At 71.6% G+C, this 18,804-nt stretch carries 16 protein-coding genes (1 of these 16 only partly in view); 10 read left to right on the plus strand and 6 right to left on the minus strand.

Annotated elements, in window-relative coordinates; translation table 11 throughout:
- The first annotated feature begins 113 nt into the window (after positions 1 to 113).
- The 6 genes from ABC766_RS01415 (at position 114) to ABC766_RS01440 (ending at position 5,683) form a co-directional block, all read left to right on the plus strand.
- Positions 114 to 377: a hypothetical protein gene (locus ABC766_RS01415; protein WP_345820773.1), complete on the plus strand. Its 264-nt coding sequence runs from the start codon at positions 114 to 116 to the stop codon at positions 375 to 377.
- Between the two features lie 100 nt (positions 378 to 477).
- Positions 478 to 708 carry a DUF2945 domain-containing protein gene (locus ABC766_RS01420; protein ID WP_043385962.1) on the plus strand — a complete coding sequence of 77 codons (231 nt, stop codon included), beginning with the start codon at positions 478 to 480 and terminating at the stop codon, positions 706 to 708.
- 116 nt (positions 709 to 824) lie between these two features.
- The gene (locus ABC766_RS01425; protein WP_043345413.1) at positions 825 to 1,316 is read left to right on the plus strand and encodes a (2Fe-2S)-binding protein; all 492 of its coding nucleotides are present in this window, start codon (positions 825 to 827) and stop codon (positions 1,314 to 1,316) included.
- Positions 1,313 to 2,356: a xanthine dehydrogenase family protein subunit M gene (locus ABC766_RS01430; RefSeq protein WP_345820776.1), complete on the plus strand. Its 1,044-nt coding sequence runs from the start codon at positions 1,313 to 1,315 to the stop codon at positions 2,354 to 2,356. Before ABC766_RS01425 ends, ABC766_RS01430 begins: the two co-directional genes overlap by 4 nt.
- A gap of 10 nt (positions 2,357 to 2,366) precedes the next feature.
- Positions 2,367 to 4,631 carry a xanthine dehydrogenase family protein molybdopterin-binding subunit gene (locus ABC766_RS01435; RefSeq protein WP_345820779.1) on the plus strand — a complete coding sequence of 755 codons (2,265 nt, stop codon included), beginning with the start codon at positions 2,367 to 2,369 and terminating at the stop codon, positions 4,629 to 4,631.
- Positions 4,632 to 4,747: 116 nt separating this feature from the next.
- The gene (locus tag ABC766_RS01440; protein ID WP_345820781.1) at positions 4,748 to 5,683 is read left to right on the plus strand and encodes a dihydrodipicolinate synthase family protein; all 936 of its coding nucleotides are present in this window, start codon (positions 4,748 to 4,750) and stop codon (positions 5,681 to 5,683) included.
- Positions 5,684 to 5,777: 94 nt separating this feature from the next.
- Here ABC766_RS01440 and ABC766_RS01445 read toward each other — a convergent pair whose 3' ends face one another.
- Positions 5,778 to 8,204, minus strand: a complete 2,427-nt coding sequence (locus ABC766_RS01445) for a membrane-bound PQQ-dependent dehydrogenase, glucose/quinate/shikimate family (protein ID WP_345820783.1) — start codon at positions 8,202 to 8,204, stop codon at positions 5,778 to 5,780.
- Positions 8,205 to 8,447: 243 nt separating this feature from the next.
- Positions 8,448 to 9,719, minus strand: coding sequence for an efflux RND transporter periplasmic adaptor subunit (locus ABC766_RS01450; protein WP_345820784.1), 1,272 nt, complete (start codon positions 9,717 to 9,719; stop codon positions 8,448 to 8,450).
- A 191-nt stretch (positions 9,720 to 9,910) separates the two neighbouring features.
- On the opposite strand from ABC766_RS01450, the gene ABC766_RS01455 reads away from it, so the two are divergent.
- The 3 genes from ABC766_RS01455 (at position 9,911) to purD (ending at position 12,925) form a co-directional block, all read left to right on the plus strand.
- Positions 9,911 to 11,134 carry an oxalate decarboxylase family bicupin gene (locus ABC766_RS01455; RefSeq protein ID WP_342144132.1) on the plus strand — a complete coding sequence of 408 codons (1,224 nt, stop codon included), beginning with the start codon at positions 9,911 to 9,913 and terminating at the stop codon, positions 11,132 to 11,134.
- A gap of 84 nt (positions 11,135 to 11,218) precedes the next feature.
- A complete protein-coding gene (locus ABC766_RS01460; protein ID WP_043355576.1) occupies positions 11,219 to 11,554 on the plus strand; it encodes a hypothetical protein in 336 nt (111 codons plus the stop codon).
- A gap of 96 nt (positions 11,555 to 11,650) precedes the next feature.
- Entirely contained in the window at positions 11,651 to 12,925 is a 1,275-nt protein-coding gene (gene purD / locus ABC766_RS01465; RefSeq protein WP_342144129.1) for a phosphoribosylamine--glycine ligase, read from the plus strand.
- Between the two features lie 173 nt (positions 12,926 to 13,098).
- Here the strand turns inward: purD and ggt are convergent, their stop codons facing one another.
- The gene (gene ggt, locus ABC766_RS01470; RefSeq protein ID WP_345820788.1) at positions 13,099 to 14,868 is read right to left on the minus strand and encodes a gamma-glutamyltransferase; all 1,770 of its coding nucleotides are present in this window, start codon (positions 14,866 to 14,868) and stop codon (positions 13,099 to 13,101) included.
- A gap of 217 nt (positions 14,869 to 15,085) precedes the next feature.
- Positions 15,086 to 16,096: a 1-aminocyclopropane-1-carboxylate deaminase gene (locus ABC766_RS01475; protein ID WP_182593225.1), complete on the minus strand. Its 1,011-nt coding sequence runs from the start codon at positions 16,094 to 16,096 to the stop codon at positions 15,086 to 15,088.
- 254 nt (positions 16,097 to 16,350) lie between these two features.
- On the opposite strand from ABC766_RS01475, the gene ABC766_RS01480 reads away from it, so the two are divergent.
- On the plus strand, positions 16,351 to 16,815 hold the full coding sequence (locus tag ABC766_RS01480) for an Lrp/AsnC family transcriptional regulator (protein ID WP_043385985.1): 465 nt from the start codon (positions 16,351 to 16,353) through the stop codon (positions 16,813 to 16,815).
- A gap of 38 nt (positions 16,816 to 16,853) precedes the next feature.
- Here ABC766_RS01480 and ABC766_RS01485 read toward each other — a convergent pair whose 3' ends face one another.
- Both ABC766_RS01485 and ABC766_RS01490 read right to left on the minus strand, forming a co-directional pair.
- Positions 16,854 to 18,197, minus strand: a complete 1,344-nt coding sequence (locus ABC766_RS01485) for a replication-associated recombination protein A (protein WP_043385987.1) — start codon at positions 18,195 to 18,197, stop codon at positions 16,854 to 16,856.
- A 99-nt stretch (positions 18,198 to 18,296) separates the two neighbouring features.
- On the minus strand, positions 18,297 to 18,804 hold the end of the coding sequence (locus ABC766_RS01490) for a Do family serine endopeptidase (protein WP_043347519.1). It continues 950 nt past the right edge of the window; the window shows 508 of its 1,458 coding nt (coding positions 951-1,458); the start codon falls outside the window, past its right edge; its stop codon occupies positions 18,297 to 18,299.

Consider the following 18,804-nt stretch of genomic DNA (forward strand, 5'->3'; position numbering starts at 1 on the left):
CGCCGCTCGGACGGGCGCACCCGTCGTCGCACCCCGGCCGGGGTGCGGAGCCCCCGGCCCCGTCCGGCGTTCGCCCATCGGATACGACGCGCGGAGCGCAGGAGGCGCCAGGCATGGCCGACGACGTGAACGGACTCTCCGACAAGGCCCTCTCGATCTTCGTCTTCGCGGCCTATCACCGCCTCGTCAGCGGCGAAAAGGTCACCGCGGTGATCCGCCGGGACGGCGCCGGCCACGAGGCCGATCCGGAGGGGGTCAAGGAGTTGGAGGGGCGCGGCCTCGTCACCGCCGGCGAGACCGACATCGACCTCGGCGAGACCGCGCAGGCGGCGGTCGAGACGATGGTCGCGGCCCTGCGCCGGGAGGTCGGCCGGTGAGCCGGGAACGGGTCGATCCGCCTGCGGCATTCCGGCCGTGGAAACTCGGGAACGCCCCTGCCCCGGGGCGCCTTTCCCCGCATCCACGATGGAGACGGACATGACCGCCAAGGCGAAGGTGAAGACCGGGGACGATGTCACCTACAAGTGGGGCCAGGGCACCGTCTCGGGCGAGGTGACCAAGGTCCACACCCAGGATGTCAAGAAGACCATCAAGGGCAACACGGTCAAGCGCGAGGCCTCGAAGGCGGAGCCGGCCCTGGAGATCAAGACCGCCAAGGGCAAGACGGTGCTGAAATCCGTCTCGGAGGTTAAGGTCAAGTCTGCATAAGCGCCCAACCTGTGCGTGCCGTGATCTTGCGCACATCGCTTTCTGCTTAAGGTCTCGCCGGGAGCGGGGCGGCGGCTATCTGTAACGGTTCCAGCCTTCGAAGCCGGGACCGCCGCATGACCATTCCCCTCAGGCTCACCCTGAACGGGCAGCCGCGCGAGATCGCCCTCGACGATCCGCGCGTCACCCTCCTCGATCTCCTGCGCGAGCGCCTCGGCCTGACGGGCGCCAAGAAGGGCTGCGACCGCGGCCAGTGCGGCGCCTGCACGGTGCTGGTGGACGGGCGGCGCATCAACAGCTGCCTGACCCTCGCCGCGAGCCTCGACGGGGCCGAGGTGCTGACCATCGAGGGGCTCGCCGAGGGCGACCGGCTGCACCCCGTCCAGGCGGCCTTCATCGCCCATGACGGCTTCCAGTGCGGCTTCTGCACCCCCGGCCAGATCATGAGCGCGGTCGGCCTGATCCGCGAGGGCCACGCCGGTACCGATCCGGAGCGCATCCGCGAGGGCATGAGCGGCAATCTCTGCCGCTGCGGCGCCTACGCGGGCATCCTGGAGGCCGTAAAGGACGCGGCCGGCCAAGCGGAGCACCGGGAGGACGCGGCGTGAGGACCTTCGACTACATCCGCCCGGCGAGCGTGCCGGAGGCCGTGGCGGCCGGGCAGGTTCCGGGCACCGCCTTCCTCGCCGCCGGCACCAACCTCGTCGACCTGATGAAGGGTGGCGTCGCCACCCCGGAGCGGGTCGTCGACATCACCCGGCTCCCCGGCCTGTCGTCGATCGAGCGTCTGCCGGACGGCGCCACCCGAATCGGCACGCTGGTGCGCAACAGCGACCTCGCCCACGACGCGATGTTCGGAAAAACCTACCCGATGGTGGCCGAGGCCCTGCTGGCCGGCGCCTCGGCGCAATTGCGCAACGCCGCCACGGTCGGCGGCAACCTGATGCAGCGCACCCGCTGCCCCTTCTTCACCGACGCGGTCTCGCCCTGCAACAAGCGCGCGCCCGGCTCCGGCTGCGCGGCTCTGGGGCACGCCACCCGCATCCACGCGGTCCAGGGCTGGAGCGATCACTGCATCGCCACCCACCCGTCCGATTTCTGCGTGCCGCTCGCCGCCCTCGACGCGGTGGTGGAGATCGCCGGGCCGGACGGCGCCCGGGAGGTACCGCTCACCGCGTTCCACCACCTCCCCGGCGACCATCCGGAGCGGGAGACGGAGCTGCAGCCGGGCGAGTTGATCACCGGCCTGCGCCTGCCCCCCGAGGCGGCGTCCTTCCGGGGCCATGCCCGCTATCTCAAGGTCCGCGACCGCACATCCTACGCCTTCGCGGTGGTCTCGGCGGCGGCCGCCCTCACCCTGGAGGCCGGCGGCCGGATCGGGCAGGCCCGGCTCGCCCTGGGCGGGCTGGCGCTGAAGCCCTGGCGGGTGGCGGAGGCCGAGGCGGCGCTCGCCGGACAGGCACCCTCCCCCGAGGCCTTCGCGAAGGCCGCCGCCGCGGCGCTGGCCGGCGCCAAGCCCACCGGCGAGGCCAACGCCTTCAAGATCGAGCTCGCCCGCCGGGTGGCGATCCGCGCGCTGACCCAGGCCGCCGCCGGGACGCCCGCCCGGATCCCGGCGCTCCCCGCCTCCCCGTTCGGCATCGTCTGAGGAGACCCGCATGACCGCGACCTCCACGCCCGCCTCGAACCGCCCCGCCGGCGCGATCCGGCACGGCTCCAGCATCGGCCAGCCGCTGACCCGGCGCGACGGCCCCCTCAAGGTGACGGGCCAGGCCCGCTTTTCCGCCGACAACCTGCCCCCCGGGACCCTCCACGCGGCGCTCTGCGTCGCCCGGATCGCCCGCGGTCGCGTGACCGGCCTCGACGTGGCCGCCGCCGAGGCCCATCCCGGCGTCGTGGCGGTGATGCGGCCGGGGCACGCCCCGGCGCTCGCCAAGGATCCGGATGCCAAGGACGGGCCGTTCACCTTCCGCCTCGACCTCCTGCAGAACGACCGGGTCCGCTACGCCAACCAGCCCATCGCCGTGGTGATCGCCGAGACCCTGGAGGCGGCCACCGAAGGGGCCCGGCTGCTCGCCCCGACCTACGCGGCCGAGACCCCGCGGATCGGGCTCGATTCCGGCGAGGCCTTCACGCCGGATTCGGTCGGCGTCGGCGCGCCGCCGGTGGAGACCGACGGCGACGTCGAGGCCGGGCTCGCGGCCGCGTCGAAGACGATCGCCGCTACCTACGAGACGCCGGCCCAGTACCACAATGCCATGGAGCCCCACGCGGCGGTGGCCAGCTGGGACAGGGACCGGCTGACGCTCCTGATGCCGACCCAGGCGCTCGCCATGTCGCAGGCCCGGCTCGCCGGCCTGTTCGGCATCCGCCCCGAGGACATCCACATCGACAGCCCCTATCTCGGCGGTGGTTTCGGCTCGAAGGGCGTGCCGGCCGGGCCGCAGGTGCTCGCCTGCATGGCGGCCAAGCTCGTGGGCCGGCCGGTGAAGCTCGTGCCGACCCGGACCCAGATGTACGGTCCCATGGGCCATCGCGGCCCGACCCGGCAGACGATCCGGCTCGGCGCCGACGCCGCCGGCAAGCTCACGGCGCTGGACCACCACATCCGCACCGCCTCGTCGAGCTTCGACGATTTCTTCGAGCCGGCGGGCCGGGCGACCAGCACCCTCTACGCGAGCCCCGCCATCGCCATCCGGCACGAGGCGGTGCGCCTCGACACCGGCACGCCGCTGTTCATGCGCGCCCCCGGCGAGGCCACCGGCAGCGTCGCCCTGGAGAGCGCGCTGGACGAGATGGCCTTCGCGCTCGGCATGGACCCGCTGGAGTTCCGGCTCGCCAACTACGCCGAGGTCGAGCCGATCACCGGCAAGCCGTTCTCCTCGAAGGCCCTGCGGGACTGCTACCGGCGGGGCGCCGAGGCCTTCGGCTGGGCCGGGCGGCCGCTCCAGCCCCGCCAGACCCGCGACAGGGACGGGTTCCTGGTCGGCACCGGCATGGGCACCGCCACCTTCCCGGCGCTGATCTTCGAGGGGATGGCCCGGGCCGAGATCCGCGCCGACGGCACCGGCACGGTGGAGCTCGGGGCGATCGACATGGGCCAGGGATCCTGGACGGCGCTCGCCCAGATCGCCGCCGACGGGCTCGGGATCGGGATGGACGCCCTCACCTTCAGGATGGGCTCCTCGAACCTGCCGAATGCCGGGATCGCGGGGGGCTCCGGCCACACCGCCACCGCCGGCGGCGCGATCCACGCGGCCGCCGCCGACGTGATCCGGCAGCTCGCGGAGCTGGCCACCAACGACCCCGCCTCCCCGCTCTACGGCGCCGGCAATGCCGGCGTCACCGCGGCGGACGGGCGGCTCACCCGGCGCGACGATCCGGGCCGGGGCGAGTCCGTCACGGACATCCTCAAGCGGGCCGGCCGCGCCAGCATCGAGGGCCAGGGCAAGGCCGGGGCCGATCCGGCCGCGCAGGCCTCCTACGCCATGCACGCCCACGGCGCGGTCTTCGCCGAGGTGAAGGTCGATCCCGATCTCGGCCAGATCCGGGTGAGCCGCCTCACCGGCGCCTTCGCGGCGGGCCGGGTGATCAACCCGCGCCTCGTCCAGAGCCAGTATTACGGCGGGATGATCTGGGGCCTGTCCTTCGCCCTGCACGAGCGGGCCGAGATGGATCCGCGCACCGGCCGCTTCCTCAACGACAACCTCGCCGAGTACCACGTGCCGGTGAACGCCGACGTGCCCACCATGGAGGCGATCCTGGTCCACGAGGACGATGCGGTGGTGAACGCGCTCGGCGTGAAGGGCGTCGGCGAGATCGGCATCACCGGCACGGTGGGGGCCATCGCCAACGCGGTCTGGCACGCCACCGGCGTTCGGGTGCGCGAGATGCCGATCACCCTGGACAAGCTGCTGGGCTGACCGAACGGCCTGACCGAAGGCCGATCCCGTCCCGGGTGCGTCGCAGCGCCCGGGATTTTTGAGTATGGGCATACCCACCGGCGGCCGGCGGTCGCCGCAGCAGCACGGAGACCGGTATGCCTCTCACCAGCGACATTCGCGGCGTCGTGCCGATCGCCCCGACGCCGTTCCATCCGGATGGCCGGATCGACGAGGTCTCCCTCGACCGGATGACCGATTTCTTCGGGGCTGCGGCCGTCGACGGCCTGACGATCCTCGGCCAGCTCGGTGAGGCCGGCAAGCTCGACCACGCGGAGGGCCTCGCGGTGGCCAAGCGCGTCCTCGGGCGCACCCGGCTGCCGGTCATCGTCGGCGTCACGGCGCCGGGCTTCGCGGCCATGCGGGCCCTCGCCCGGGAGGTGATGGGGCTGGGCGCCGCCGGCGTGATGATCGCGCCGCCCAACACGCTGCGCACCGACGACCAGGTGGTCGGCTATTACCGCACCGCCGCCGAGGCGATCGGGCCGGACGTGCCCTTCGTGCTGCAGGATTACCCCCTCACCTTCTCGGTCCAGATGACCCCGGGGGTGATCCGCCGGATCGTGTCGGAGAACCCCTCCTGCGTGATGCTCAAGCACGAGGACTGGCCCGGCCTGGAGAAGATCTCGGCGCTGCGCGGCTTCGAGCGCGAGGGCTCCATGCGCCACATCTCCATCCTCGTGGGGAATGGCGGCCTGTTCCTCGATTTCGAGACCGAGCGCGGCGCCGACGGGGCCAATACCGGCTACGCCTTCCCGGAGATGCTGGTCGACGTGGTCCGCCTCGGCCGGGCCGGCGAGCGCGACGCCGCCCACGACCTGTTCGACGCCCACCTCCCCTATCTGCGCTACGAGCAGCAGCAGGGCCCGCTGGGGCTCGCGGTGCGGAAATACGTGTTCATGCGCCGGGGAATTTTTTCATCCGACGCCCAGCGCAAGCCGTCGCAGGCGCTCACCGCGCAGGCGAAGGCCGAGGTCGAGTACCTGCTGGCCCGCCTTGCCCGCATCGACGCGCGGGCGCGGCTCGCGGGCTAGAACGCCCCCTGCCCGGTCGGAGGGCCGGGCCCTCCGGCGCCATCCGTTCCGGCGCGAGGCCGGCGATCCCCGGGCTCGCGCCGCGGGCGCCGGCTCACGGAAGCCGGAAGGCGATGACCGAATCGCCCGGCGTGGTGCCGAGCGAGCCGTGCCCGCCCGCCGCGATCACCACGTATTGCCGGCCGTCCTTGCCGCGATAGGTCATCGGCGTAGCCTGACCGCCGGCCGGCAGCGTCATGGACCACAGGACCGCCCCGGTCTGCATGTCGTAGCCGCGGATACGGTCGTCGAGCGTGGCGGCCGTGAACGCGACGCCACCGGCCGTGGCCAGGGTGCCGCCATGGGCCAGCATACCCATGGCGAACGGGATCGGGACCGCGACCCCGCCGATCTTCTGCCCGGCGACGGTGCCGTTGCGGTGCCTCCAGGCGGTTGTGCCGTCCGCGAGGTTCACGCCGACCCGCACGCCCCAGGGCGGCGCGTTGCACGGGACGCCGAGGGCCGAGCGCATGTGCGCGATGGACACCGCGTAGGGGCCGCCGAGATTCTCGTTGCCCGGGGCGGCATCCGGATCGGTGGTGATGAGGCGCCGGTCGGGCTCGTTCGCCGGGCGCGGGAGCAGGCGGTAGAGGTAGGGCAGGTATTGCGGCGTCGCGATCATCCAGTGATGCACCGGATCGACGGCCACCGAGCCCCAGTTGAACACCCCGATATTGCCGGGCCAGATGATCGCGCCGCCTGACGCCTGCGGCGGCGTGAACGGGTTGCCGTCGTAGCGGTTCGACCGGAAGGCGAGCCGGCACTGGATCTGGTCGAAGGGCGTGACGCCCCACATGTCGGCCTCCCTCAGCGGCGCCGGCGTGAAGCGGAGCGACGAGACCGGCTGGACCGGAGACGGCGCCTCTCCCGGGATGTCGGTCCGGGTCGAGACCGAGACCTCGGAGACCGGCCGGATCGGAGCGCCGGTGCGGCGGTCGAGGACCCAGACATTGCCGACCTTGGTGGGGATCAGGATCGCCGGCACCGTCCCGTCGCCCTGCGGCAGGGTCAGGAGGACCGGCTGGGACGGGTTATCGCGGTCCCACAGGTCGTGATACGTGGTCCGGAAGGCCCAGCGCAGCCTGCCGGTCTCCAGGTCGAGAGCCGCCAGGGCGTCGACGAGGGCCTCGTCCGCCTTCGACCGGGACACGCCGACCTGATCGGGCGCCCGGTTGCCGAACGGCACGTAGACGAGCCCCAGAGCCTCGTCGGCCGAAAACTGCGTCCAGGCCACCGCCGAGTTGGGCTCGTAGAGCGCACCGGGCTGCAGCGGTGCGGTCGCGTCGGGCTTGCCGGCGTCGAACTTCCAGACGATCGCGCCGGTGCGCACGTCGAAGGCGCGGATCACGCCCGACGGATTCTCCGCGTAGTAATTGTCGGCGATCGCGCTACCGAGGACGACGAGGTTCCGGGTCACCAGCGGCGCCGAGGTCTGCTGATAGGCGGCACGCCGGAGGTTCGGCATCTGCGCCGTCAGATCGACGAACCCGTCCGCCCCGAAGGTCCGGCACGGGAGTCCGGTATCGGCATTCAGCGCGTAGAGCCGCGCATCGACCGAGGCGGCGATGATCCGGCGCGGGCATTCGGCGACCGCCGCCGCGACGGCGCCCGCCTTCGCCGGATCCGCCTCCGCCGGCGGCGCGTAGCCGGTCGAGTCGTTGTAGGACACGCCGCGACAGGTCTGGTGCTGGTACTGGCCGTCCCGCGCCATCTGCGGGTCGAAGGCCCAGACCAGCCGGCCGGTCTCGGGTTCCAGGGCCTGCACGATGTTGTGGGGCGTGCAGAGATAGAGCAGCCCGTTCACCTTGATCGGCGTGGCCTCGAAGGTGAATTCCTTCGAATCCGTCCGGCCGTCGCCGCGCAGGTCGCCCGTATGGTGCTCCCAGGCCACCGTGAGGCCCTGGACATTGCCCACGGTGATGTCCTCGAGGGCCGAGTAGCGCTGGCCGAGATTGGTGCCGCCATAGGCGACCCAGTCGTCGGCCGGATAGGGGACGCCGCTCGGATCGACGGCGGCCCTCGCCTCCGCGACCTTCGGCAGGATGCCGTGCGTCTCGACCGGATCGACGAACCAGGAAGCGGTGCTCGCGGCCGCGATGAGCAGGACGACGGCCCGGAGGGCGAGCGGGCCGTTTCCGAGGCTCGGCGCCCAGGCCCGTTCGGGCGCGTCCCGCAGGCGATGCACCACGACGGGCAGGCAGAGGACCAGGCCGAGGGCGAAGATCAGGGCGCCGCGCGGGATCCATTGCCATTTGTCGAGCCCGACCTCGACGATCGTCCAGATGAAGGACGCCGCCAGAATCAGGGCATAGATCCAGAGGCCGCTCTGGCGGCGCCGGGCCAGCTGGATGCCGGAGGCCAGCAAACCGACCCCCAGGACGAGGTAGAACGCCGATCCCCCTGCGAAGGCCAGCTTCGCCCCGAAGAAGGCCAGGGCCAGGCCAAGCAGCGCGAGCGATAGTGCGAGGGTTCCGAGTGCCACGGCGATCAACCTGATCCTTGAGCCAGCCGGACATGACGCCGCCGGGGGGCGACCCCGCGGCGGAGCACCGTCTGTCCGACGGCTTATGCCGGTTGTGGCTGTCCCAAGGCTGGACATGTCCCAAGGCCGGACAGGCCCGTCTGCAGGGGTGTGCCTGACGCCCGGCAGGCAGCAGCGGCAGGCAGCAGCGGCAGGCAGCAGCGGCAGGCTACGGCGGCCGGATCGCCCTGGACCGCGTGCCGTTCACGCCCCCGCCTTGTCCTCCGGACGCAGGACGACCCTGTCACCGTCGCGCAATGAGGCCGGCGGCCCCACGACGACGCGCTCGCCGCCGTTCAGGCCATCGCGCAACTCCAGCAGCGTGCGCGTCTGGCGGAAGATCGTGACCGGGCGCATCCGCACCACGCCGGTCCCGTCCCCGGCCGGCTCGATCATCGCCACGCGGGTCCCGTGCTGGTCGAAGATCAGGGCCTCGTTCGGCACCGTCACGGCGGGCGAGGACCGGGGGATCTCCAAAGTGACGGTGATGTAGAGGCCGGCTCGCAACGTGCCGTCCGGATTGGGGAGGTCGACCTGGGTCGCCAGCGTCCGCGCGGTGGAGAGCAGGGTCGTCGACGAGCGCGAGACCTTGCCGGGGAAGACCTTGCCGGGGATCTGCGCCACCTCGACCCTGGCGTCGAGTCCGTCGCGGACGTCGTCGGCGGCGTAGAGCGGCACGTTCACCGCCATGCGCAGCACGTCGTCCCGCGCCAGGGTCAGGAGCGGCGCGCCCGTGTTCGTGTCCGCCGTCACCGCGTCGCCGACATCGTTGTTGCGGGTGGTCACCACCCCGTCGAAGGGCGCGCGGATCTCCTCGAAGCCGGTCAGGACCTTGAGCCGGGCGACCTGCGCCTCCTGCGCGGCGATGTTGGCCTCGGCCACCTTCACGGCCGCCTTGGCGGCGTCGACATTGGCGGTCTGCGCCAGCACCCCGGCCTGGGAGGTGTCGGCGTTCTGCCGGGTCTCGACGCCGGTGCCGGCGAGGGTCGCGGTCCGCCGGTTGGTCACGTCGGCGAGGTGACGGTTGGCCTCGGCCTGGTCGACCATCGCCCGTGCCTGAATCAGCGCCGCCTGGAGCTGAAGTGCCTGCGACTGCGCCTGGACCAGCTGCTGGTCGAGGTCGGGCGCGCTGATCCGGTACAGCAGGTCGCCCTTCTTCACGTGCGTGCCGATATCGACCTTGCGCTCGACGATGTAGCCGGTCGCCCGTGGATAGAGGCCGGCGGTATCGAAGGCTTGGGTGGTGCCCGTCTGGGTCAGGCTGAAGGTGTCGGAGGCCCGGGCGGCCCGGGCGACCCGCACAGCCGGTGGCTTTGCCGCGGCAGCCGGTTCCGAGCTCGCCGCCCGGGACTGTTCCGGCCAGTGGCGGTAGCCGAGGAGACCCGCGCCCGCCAGCGCGAGCAGGGCGATCCACAGGCGGCCGTGGGACGCGGCGCGGCCGGCCTCGTCCGCGGCTGAACTGTCCCGATCCGCCATCCTCGCCCTCGGGTCGCGCCCCGTGCACCGCTCGGGCGCTCGTCCCCCAATCGGGACGCGTCTGATCGTGCATTCAAGATATAGATCGCGCGCAGGCTCCGGGCGAGATGCCGCACTGCACGATGGTGCCCCGTTGCGGATCCTCCCGGCCGGCGTCCGGTTACCCTGCGACAGAGCAGGGACCGCGTGCGATGTCCGAGATTTCCAGGCGTGCCGTCATCGCCGTCGGCGGCGCGATGGTGGCGTCCTCCGCTGCGGCGCAATCCGCCGGGCCGGCCGCGCCCCTCCCCGAGCGCCGGGGCAAGGGCGCCGATATCCTGGGGCCGCAGAATAAGCCCCGGGCCGCCGAGGAGCCGTTCACCCTGGCGCCGCCCGGCACCGACCACGGCACGATGCCGAACCTGAAATGGTCGTTCAGCGACAGCCACATGCGACTGGAGGAGGGAGGCTGGGCGCGCCAGACCACGATCCGCGAGCTGCCGGTCTCGAAGGCCATGGCGGGGGTCAACATGCGGCTCAAGGCCGGCGCGGTCCGCGAGATGCACTGGCACAAGGAGGCCGAGTGGTCCTACATGATCAAGGGCAAGGCCCGGATCACCGCGGTCGACCAAGACGGCCGCACCTTCGCGGACGATGTCGGCGCGGGCGATCTCTGGTACTTCCCGGGCGGCATCCCGCACTCGATCCAGGGGCTCGCCGCCGACGGGATCGACGGCTGCGAGTTCCTGCTCGTGTTCGACGACGGCGGCTTCTCGGAGGATTCCACCTTCCTGCTGACCGACTGGCTGGCGCACACGCCCAAGGACGTGCTCGCGAAGAATTTCGGCCTGCCCGAGAGCGCCTTCGCCCGGATCCCCGAGAAGGAGCTCTACATCTTCCCCGGGCCGAAGCCCGGCCCGCTCACGGCCGACCGGATGGGCGGCTCGGGCCCGGTGCCGAAGTCGTTCAGCCACCGGATGCTGGCCCAGGAGCCGATCCGCACCCGGGGCGGCAGCGTGCGCATCACCGATTCCACGGTGTTCCCGGCCTCCGTGACGATCGCCGCAGCGCTGGTCGAGGTCGAGCCCGGGGGCCTGCGCGAGCTGCACTGGCACCCGAATGGCGACGAATGGCAGTACTACCTCTCGGGCAAGGGCCGGATGACCGTGTTCGGCTCGGAATCGAAGGCCAGAACCTTCGACTACCAAGCCGGCGATGTGGGCTACGTGCCCTTCGCCATGGGCCATTACATCGAGAATACCGGCGACACGACACTGACCTTCTTGGAAATCTTCAAGAGCCCGCGCTATGCCGATATCTCCCTGACCCAGTGGCTGGCTCTGACCCCGCATCCCCTGGTCCAGGCGCATACCGGGCTGGATGCCAAGCTGGTCGAGACCCTTCCGGAGACGAAATCCCCGGTCGTGCCGGGTTGACGCGGCCCGGAACCCGGACCGATCCTGGCGCGTCGAGTTCGAAAGACCACGCGATACATCGCGATACGTTGCACGGAGGGACCCATGCGCCCCGCATCCCGCGCGCTCCTCGCCCTGGCGCTCGCCCTCCCGGCCGGCGCCGCCCAGGCCCAGGTGCAGCAGAACGACCCGAACGCCGCCAACGCCTCGTTCGCCCTGCAGGGTCAGATCCGGGCGCTCAACCAGCAGCGGGTCTCGGACTTCAATACGCTGAACCAGACGATCCAGCGCAACGTCCAATTCGAGTCCTTCGGACCCGTCCTGCCCTATCGCGGCATCCGGGGGGGAGTCCATGGAGGCCGTCATCTCGGTCGCCACGGGGGTGGGCGGCGCGGTGGCGTCAACACGGGCGTCAACACGGGCGTCTGCATCGGCTGCTGAGCGGCCGGGATATCCGCGCAGAGCGGGGACAGCCCGAAAAAAACCTTTGCCCACCGGCAGGCTTCGCCCACAAGCTCGGTCCATGGTGGCGTGCGCATGAACATTCTCCTGATCGGCTCCGGCGGCCGTGAACACGCCCTGGCGTGGCGGCTGGCCCAGAGCCCCCTCTGCACGCGCCTGTTCACGGCGCCCGGCAATCCCGGCACGGCCCGCCATGGGACGAACCGGCCGGACCTGGCCGTCACGGACCACGCGGCGGTGGCGGCCTTCTGCACGGCGGAATCGATCGGCCTCGTGGTGGTCGGGCCGGAAGCTCCCCTGGTCGCCGGGCTGGTGGACGACCTGAAGGCTGCCGGGATCCGTGCCTTCGGGCCGACCCGCGACGCCGCCCGGCTCGAGGGCTCGAAGGGGTTCACCAAGGACCTGTGCGCTGCCTGCGGCATCCCCACCGCCGCCTTCGCGCGCTTTACCGAACTGGAGCCGGCGCTGGCTTATGTCCGGCAGCAGGGGGCCCCGATCGTCGTGAAGGCGGATGGCCTCGCCGCCGGCAAGGGCGTCACCGTGGCCGAGACCCTCGACCAGGCCGAGGACGCGCTGACCGCCCTCTTCGCCGAGCCCGGCGCCGAGGTGGTGGTCGAGGAGTGCCTGTTCGGCGAGGAGGCGAGCTTCTTCGCCCTGTGCGACGGCACGCGGGCCATCTCCCTCGGCACCGCCCAGGACCACAAGCGGGTCTTCGACGGCGACCGCGGTCCCAACACCGGCGGCATGGGCGCCTATTCCCCCGCCCGGGTGGTCACTCCGGAGATCGAGGCCCGGGTGATGGCCGAGATCATCGCGCCGACGCTCGCCGGCATGCGGGCGCGGGGCTGCCCGTTCACCGGCATCCTCTATGCCGGCCTGATGCTCACCGCCGACGGCCCCAAGCTGATCGAGTACAACACCCGTTTCGGCGACCCCGAGGCGCAGGTGCTGATGCCGCGCCTCGCCTCCGACCTCGTGCCGGCCCTGCTCTCGGCCTGCGAGGGCGACCTCTCCGGCGTAAGCCTGGAATTCGACACCCAGCGGGCCGCCCTCACCGTGGTGATGGCGGCGGCGGGCTATCCGGGTGCCGTGGTCCGGGGATCGGTGATCCGCGGCGTCGATGGGGCCGAGGGCGACGGGGTTCACGTCTTTCAGGCCGGCACCCGGGCCGAGGGCGGGCAGCTCCTGGCCGATGGCGGCCGGGTCCTGGCGGTCACGGCCTTGGGCGACAGCGTCACGGACGCTCAAGGTCGCGCCTACGCGGCGGTGGCCCGGATCGACTGGCCGGAGGGTTTCTGCCGGCGCGACATCGGGTTCCGGGCGGTGGCACGGGAGGCCGGAGAGGGCTGAGCGGCAGGGTCCGCGGGCGCACGAGCCCGGGCCCTACCCCTTTTTCGGGCGCACCGCAGGCGCGCCCCGCATCGGCCGGCAGATCCGCGCCTGCACCGTTGAGGGTGCTGGTGAGCGGGTTCCGCCGCGCGGTTCCGCCACGACGGGGTTGTTCCGATACAGCCGACCGCGCCCTATTCTCCAACCGCCGCGCCGGCGGGCCTCCGGTTGTCGTTGGCGCCGTAGAGCAGTCCCGGCCGCATCCCCTGCGTGCGCGAAGCGTCGTTGCCCGAGGACGTCGCCTCGGGGAGCGCGGGCGCCGCGGCGCGTACCGCGATCAGCTCCTGCGCCCCCCAGGGCTTCTGCTCGACGAGCGTGTGGCCCATGCTCCGCAGGATCGCTTGCGTGTCCGCCGAGAGCGCGAAGGGCTCGGCGTAGACCGTGTCGGGCAGCCACTGGTGGTGGATGCGCGGGGCGTCCACGGCCTCCTGCGGCGCCATGCCGAAATCCAGCATGTTGATCAGCGTCTGCGCGGTGATCGTGATGATCCGCGAGCCCCCCGGCGAGCCCGCCACCAGCGCGACCTTGCCGTCCCGCAGCACGATCGTGGGCGCCATGGAGGAGAGCGGGCGCTTGCCGGGCTCGATCGCGTTCTTCGTCCCCTGCACGAGGCCGAACAGGTTCGGCACCCCGGTCTTGACGGTGAAGTCGTCCATCTCGTCGTTGAGGAAGAACCCCGTATCGGCGGCGATCACCCCGGCGCCGAAATAGCCGTTGATCGTGTAGGTCAGCGCGGCCGCGTTGCCGGCCTTGTCCATCACCGAGATGTGGGTGGTCTCGGCCCGCTCCCGCGTCTCCAGGCCGGGATCCGGGCGGATCTCGGCGGACGGGGTCGCCCGGTCCGGGCGGATCGAGGCCCGGAGCGTCTCCGCATAGGCCGGCGACAGGAGCCGGTCGACCGGGTTCGCCACGAAGGCCGGATCGCCGAGCAGCAGGTTGCGGTCGGCATAGGCGCGCCGCATGGCCTCGACCATCAGGTGCACGCTTCGCGCGGAGTTGAACTCCGCCGCCCGCAGGTCGTAGCCGTCGAGGATGCCGAGGATCTCGCAGAGCGTGGTGCCGCCCGACGAGGGCGGCGGCGCCGACAGGACGGTGGCGCCCCGGTAGCGGCAGGTCAGCGGCTCGGATTGCGTCACCGTGTAGGCGGCGAAGTCGGCCGCCGTCAGCAGGCCGCCGCCCGCTCGGGAGGCCGCCTCGACGGCCTCGGGGATCGCACCCTTGTAGAACGCGTCCGAGCCGTGATCGGCGATGGCCTGGAGGGTCCGGGCGAGGTCGGCCTGGACCAGCCGGTTCCCGGGGCGCCAGGGGCTGCCGTCCGGGCGCAGGAAGATCCGGGCGACGTTGGCCTGGGCTGCGAACAGCGTGGTGCCGGATTCGAGGATGTCGGTGTCGCCCCGGGTCAGCACGAACCCGTCCCGGGCGAGCGCGATCGCCGGCGCCATCACCCGGGCCAGCGGCAGGGTGCCGTATTCGGCCAGCGCGGTGTTGAGGCCGAGCACGGTCCCGGGCACGCCGGCCGCCTTCCAGCCGCGCAGGCTCGCGCCCTTCACCACGGTGCCGGTCGCGTCGAGATACATATCCCGGGTCGCGGCGGCCGGGGCGGTCTCGCGGAAATTGACGAAGCGGCTGCGCCCGTCGGCGGCGTGCAGCACCAGGAAGCCGCCGCCGCCGAGATTGCCGCAGCAGGGGTTCACCACCGCCTCGGCATAGGCCACCGCCACCGCGGCATCCACGGCGTTGCCGCCGGCCCGGAGGATGTCGGCGCCCACCTGCGAGGCGAGGCGCTGCGACGAGACCACCATCCCGTTCTCGGCCTCCACGGCCGGCCCCGAGGCGGCCCGCGCGGCGGGGCCGCCCAGGGCGAGCAGGGCGGCCAGGAGCAGCGCGCGTGCCGGTGCGATCATCCCTGCCCTCTCCGGTGCGGGTCCCGCGCCGCCATATAGGGGACCGCAGGCCAGAGTCGCGGCCTCCACCCTCCCCCTCATCGCAAGGCGCCGGAGCGCAGCGGAGGCCTCGAAGGAGCCTTCCAGAGGACGCTGCGATCCCTGGAGCCCTCCTTCGAGGCCCGCTGCGCGGTCACCTCAGGATGAGGCGATGGATGGGAGGCGCGTTCGCCCCGGCTCAGCCGTTGCGGAACGTGTAGCTGTAGCCGTTCAGCGCCGGGGCGCCGCCGAGATGGGCGTAGAGCACCTTCGAGCCCTTCGGGAAGAAGCCCTTCTTCACGAGGTCGATCATGCCCTGCATCGACTTCCCCTCGTAGACCGGGTCGGTGATCATCCCCTCGAGCCGGGCCGAGAGCCGGATCGCGTCCACGGTCTCCTGCGAGGGCACGCCGTAGACCGGGTAGGCGTAGTCCTCGTTGAGCACCACGTCGTCGGCGACGATGTCGCCCGCGCCGACCAAGGCGGCGGTGTTCTGCGCGATGTCGAGGACCTGGGCCTTGGTCTGGGCCGGGGTGCAGGAGGCGTCGATGCCGATGACGTTGCGGGCGCGCCCGTCGGCGGAGAAGCCCACCAGCATGCCGGCATGGGTCGAGCCCGTGACCGTGCAGACCACCACGTAGTCGAAGCGCAGGCCCATCTCGGCCTCCTGCTTGCGCACCTCCTCGGCGAAGCCGACATAGCCGAGCCCGCCGTATTTGTGCACCGAGGCGCCTGCCGGGATCGCGTAGGGCTTGCCGCCTTCGGCCTCGACCTCGGCGAGCGCCCGCTTCCAGCTGTCGCGGATGCCGATGTCGAATCCGTCATCCACGAGCTGCGTCTGCGCGCCCATGATCCGCGACAGGAGAATGTTGCCGACCCGGTCGTAGACGGCGTCCTCGTGGGGCACCCAGGCCTCTTGGATCAGCCGGCACTTCATGCCGATCTTGGCGGCGACCGCCGCGACCATGCGGGTGTGGTTCGACTGCACGCCGCCGATCGACACCAGCGTGTCGGCGCCGCTCTTGATCGCGTCCGGGACGATGTATTCGAGCTTGCGCAGCTTGTTGCCGCCATAGGCGAGGCCGGAATTGCAATCCTCGCGCTTGGCGAAGATCTCAACCTCGCCGCCGAGATGAGCCGTCAGGCGCTTGAGCGGCTCGATCGGCGTCGGGCCGAAGGTCAGGGGATAGCGCTCGAACTGTGCCAGCATCGGGTCTCTCCAGATCTCGGGACGCGCCCGGGGGCAGGAGCGGTCTCCGTCCGGCCCGGATGCATCGAGGCGAGGCCCCGAGAACGACCGGGCCGTGAGGTCCCGGCTCCTATCTTCGAGGCGCAGGGAAAACTACCCGATTTGCAATGAAAGGTGCTCTCGATCTTTGGGCGTCGAAGGCCGGTCTCTTGCGTTGCTAGGCCAAACTCACGCAGGAATATCCGGTTTTCCAGTCGAACATGAAAGAATCGTCCATGTCCGAAGGGCTCGACCGGATCGACCAGAAGATCCTGCGCCTGCTCCAGGCGGACGGTCGGATGGCCAATGCCGAGATCGCCGAGCGGGTCGGCACCAGCGCGGCCACCTGCCACCGCCGGATCCAGCGCCTGTTCGCGGACGGGTTCGTGCGGGCGGTCCGGGCGCTGATCGATCCGATGCGGGTCGGACGCGGTACCCTGGTCTTCGTCGGCGTCGTGCTCGACCGCTCGACCCCCGAGAGCTTTTCCGAATTCGAGGCTGCCGTGCGGGCGATTCCCGTGCTCCTCGACTGCCATCTCGTGGCCGGCGACTTCGACTACATGCTGAAGATCCGGGTCTCCGACATGGCCGACTTCAACCGCCTCCACAGCGCCACGCTGATCGGCCTGCCGGGGGTGCGCCAGACCCGGACCTTCTTCGTGATGAAGGAGGTGATCGACAACGCGCCCCTCGACCTATGACGCTGTCTTCGCTGCGCTCGCGATGACGTCGGACGCCTCTACGCCTCCCCGCGCCGTTGCTTGCGCAGAGCCTCCCACCGGTCGAGGCGCTCGGCGAGGCGGGTCTCGTAGCCGCGCTCGGTGGGCTCGTAGAGGTGCTGGCGCCCCAGCGCGTCGGGCCAGTAATCCTGTCCCGAGAAGGCATCGGGCTCGTCGTGGTCGTAGCGGTAGCCCTCGCCGTAGCCGATCCGCTTCATCAGCTTGGTCGGCGCGTTGAGGATGGTCCGCGGCGGCGGCAGGGAGCCCGCCTCCTTGGCGAGCCGGGTCGCGGCCTTGTAGGCGGTGTAGACCGCGTTCGATTTCGGCGCGCAGGCGAGGTAGATCGCCGCCTGGGCGAGCGCCAGCTCCCCCTCCGGACTGCCGAGGAAGTCGAAGGCGTCCTTGGCGGCGTTGGCCACCACCAGGGCCTGCGGGTCGGCGAGCCCGATATCCTCCACCGCCATGCGCACCAGCCGGCGGGCGATGAACAGCCGGTCCTCCCCGGCATCGAGCATCCGGCAGAGGTAGTAGAGCGCCGCGTCCGGATCCGAGCCGCGCACGGTCTTATGCAGGGCCGAGATCAGGTTGTAGTGGCCCTCCTGCGCCTTGTCGTAGATCGGCGCCCGCCGCTGCACGATGGCCTGCAGGGCCTCCGCGTCGAGAGTCTCCCCCGGTTGCGCCGAGCGCCACACCTCCTCCGCCAGGGTCAGGGCCGCCCGCCCGTCGCCGTCGGCCATGCGGACCAGCACGCCGCGCGCCTCCTCGGTGAGCGGCAGGGCTCGGCCCGTCAGCGCCTCGGCCCGCACCAGCAGCCGCGCGATGGCGCCCGGATCGAGGGCCCGGAACAGCAGCACCCGGGCCCGGGACAGGAGCGCGGCGTTCAGCTCGAACGAGGGGTTCTCCGTCGTCGCCCCCACCAGCGTGACGGTGCCGTCCTCCATGACCGGCAGGAAGGCGTCGAGCTGCGCCCGGTTGAAGCGGTGGATCTCGTCGACGAACAGCAGGGTCGCCTGTCCGGTCGCCCGGCGCTTGCGCGCGGCCTCGAACACCTTGCGCAGGTCGGGCACGCCCGAGAAGATCGCCGAGATCTGCTCGAAATGCAGGTCCGTGCCCTGCGCCAGCAGCCGCGCCACGGTGGTCTTGCCGGTGCCGGGTGGTCCCCAGAAGATCAGCGAGCCGAGGCTGCGCCCGCGCAGCAGGCGCGTGAGCGCCCCGCCCTCCCCGGTCAGGTGCTCCTGGCCGACGACCTCGGCAAGGCTCTGCGGCCGCAGGCGGTCTGCGAGGGGGCGGCCCGCCTCGGTGCCGGAGGCGCGGCCGGAATCCGGCGCGGAGGGCGGCTCCGCGGAAGCGAACAGGTCGGACATCTGCGCATCAACACCGGGCGCGACCGGCGGCGCAAGCGGCGCGCCCGACCTTGCCCACGCTTGCCCACGGTCGCGAGCCGGTGCCGGGCTCGCCCGGGATCAGCCGCCGAACACCGAGGTCAGGACCTCGCCGTTGCGGTTGATCGCCACTTCCCAGGAATTGAGGCTGTTGCGGGTGACCCGGTCGAGATCCTTGGTGGTCGCCATCGGCACGCCGTTGACCGCTACGATCACGTCCCCCTTCTGCAGCCCCACCCGGGCGGCGATGGAGTTCTCGTCCACGGCCTGCACGGCCACACCGTCGGCGGGGAAATCGACCTGCATCTCCTCGGCCACCGCGGGCGAGGTGTTCACGAGCGTCGCGCCCAGGAACGGCGAGCGGGTCTTCACCTTGAGCATGTCCCGCGGCCGCGTCTCCGGCGCCGGAGCGAGCTTGACCGCCACCGTCTGGCGGGTCGTGCCGCGCAGGATCCCGAACCGGGCGTTGCCCTGGATGCCCTTGAGGGCGAAGCGGTAGCCGAAGGCCTCCGGGTCGGCGACTTCCTGGCCGTCGACGGTGAGGATCAGGTCGCCGCGCTTCAGGCCCGCCTCCTCGGCGGGGCTCTTG

Origin of the sequence: Methylobacterium fujisawaense (assembly GCF_039619325.1) — a bacterium.
Classification (GTDB): domain Bacteria; phylum Pseudomonadota; class Alphaproteobacteria; order Rhizobiales; family Beijerinckiaceae; genus Methylobacterium; species Methylobacterium fujisawaense.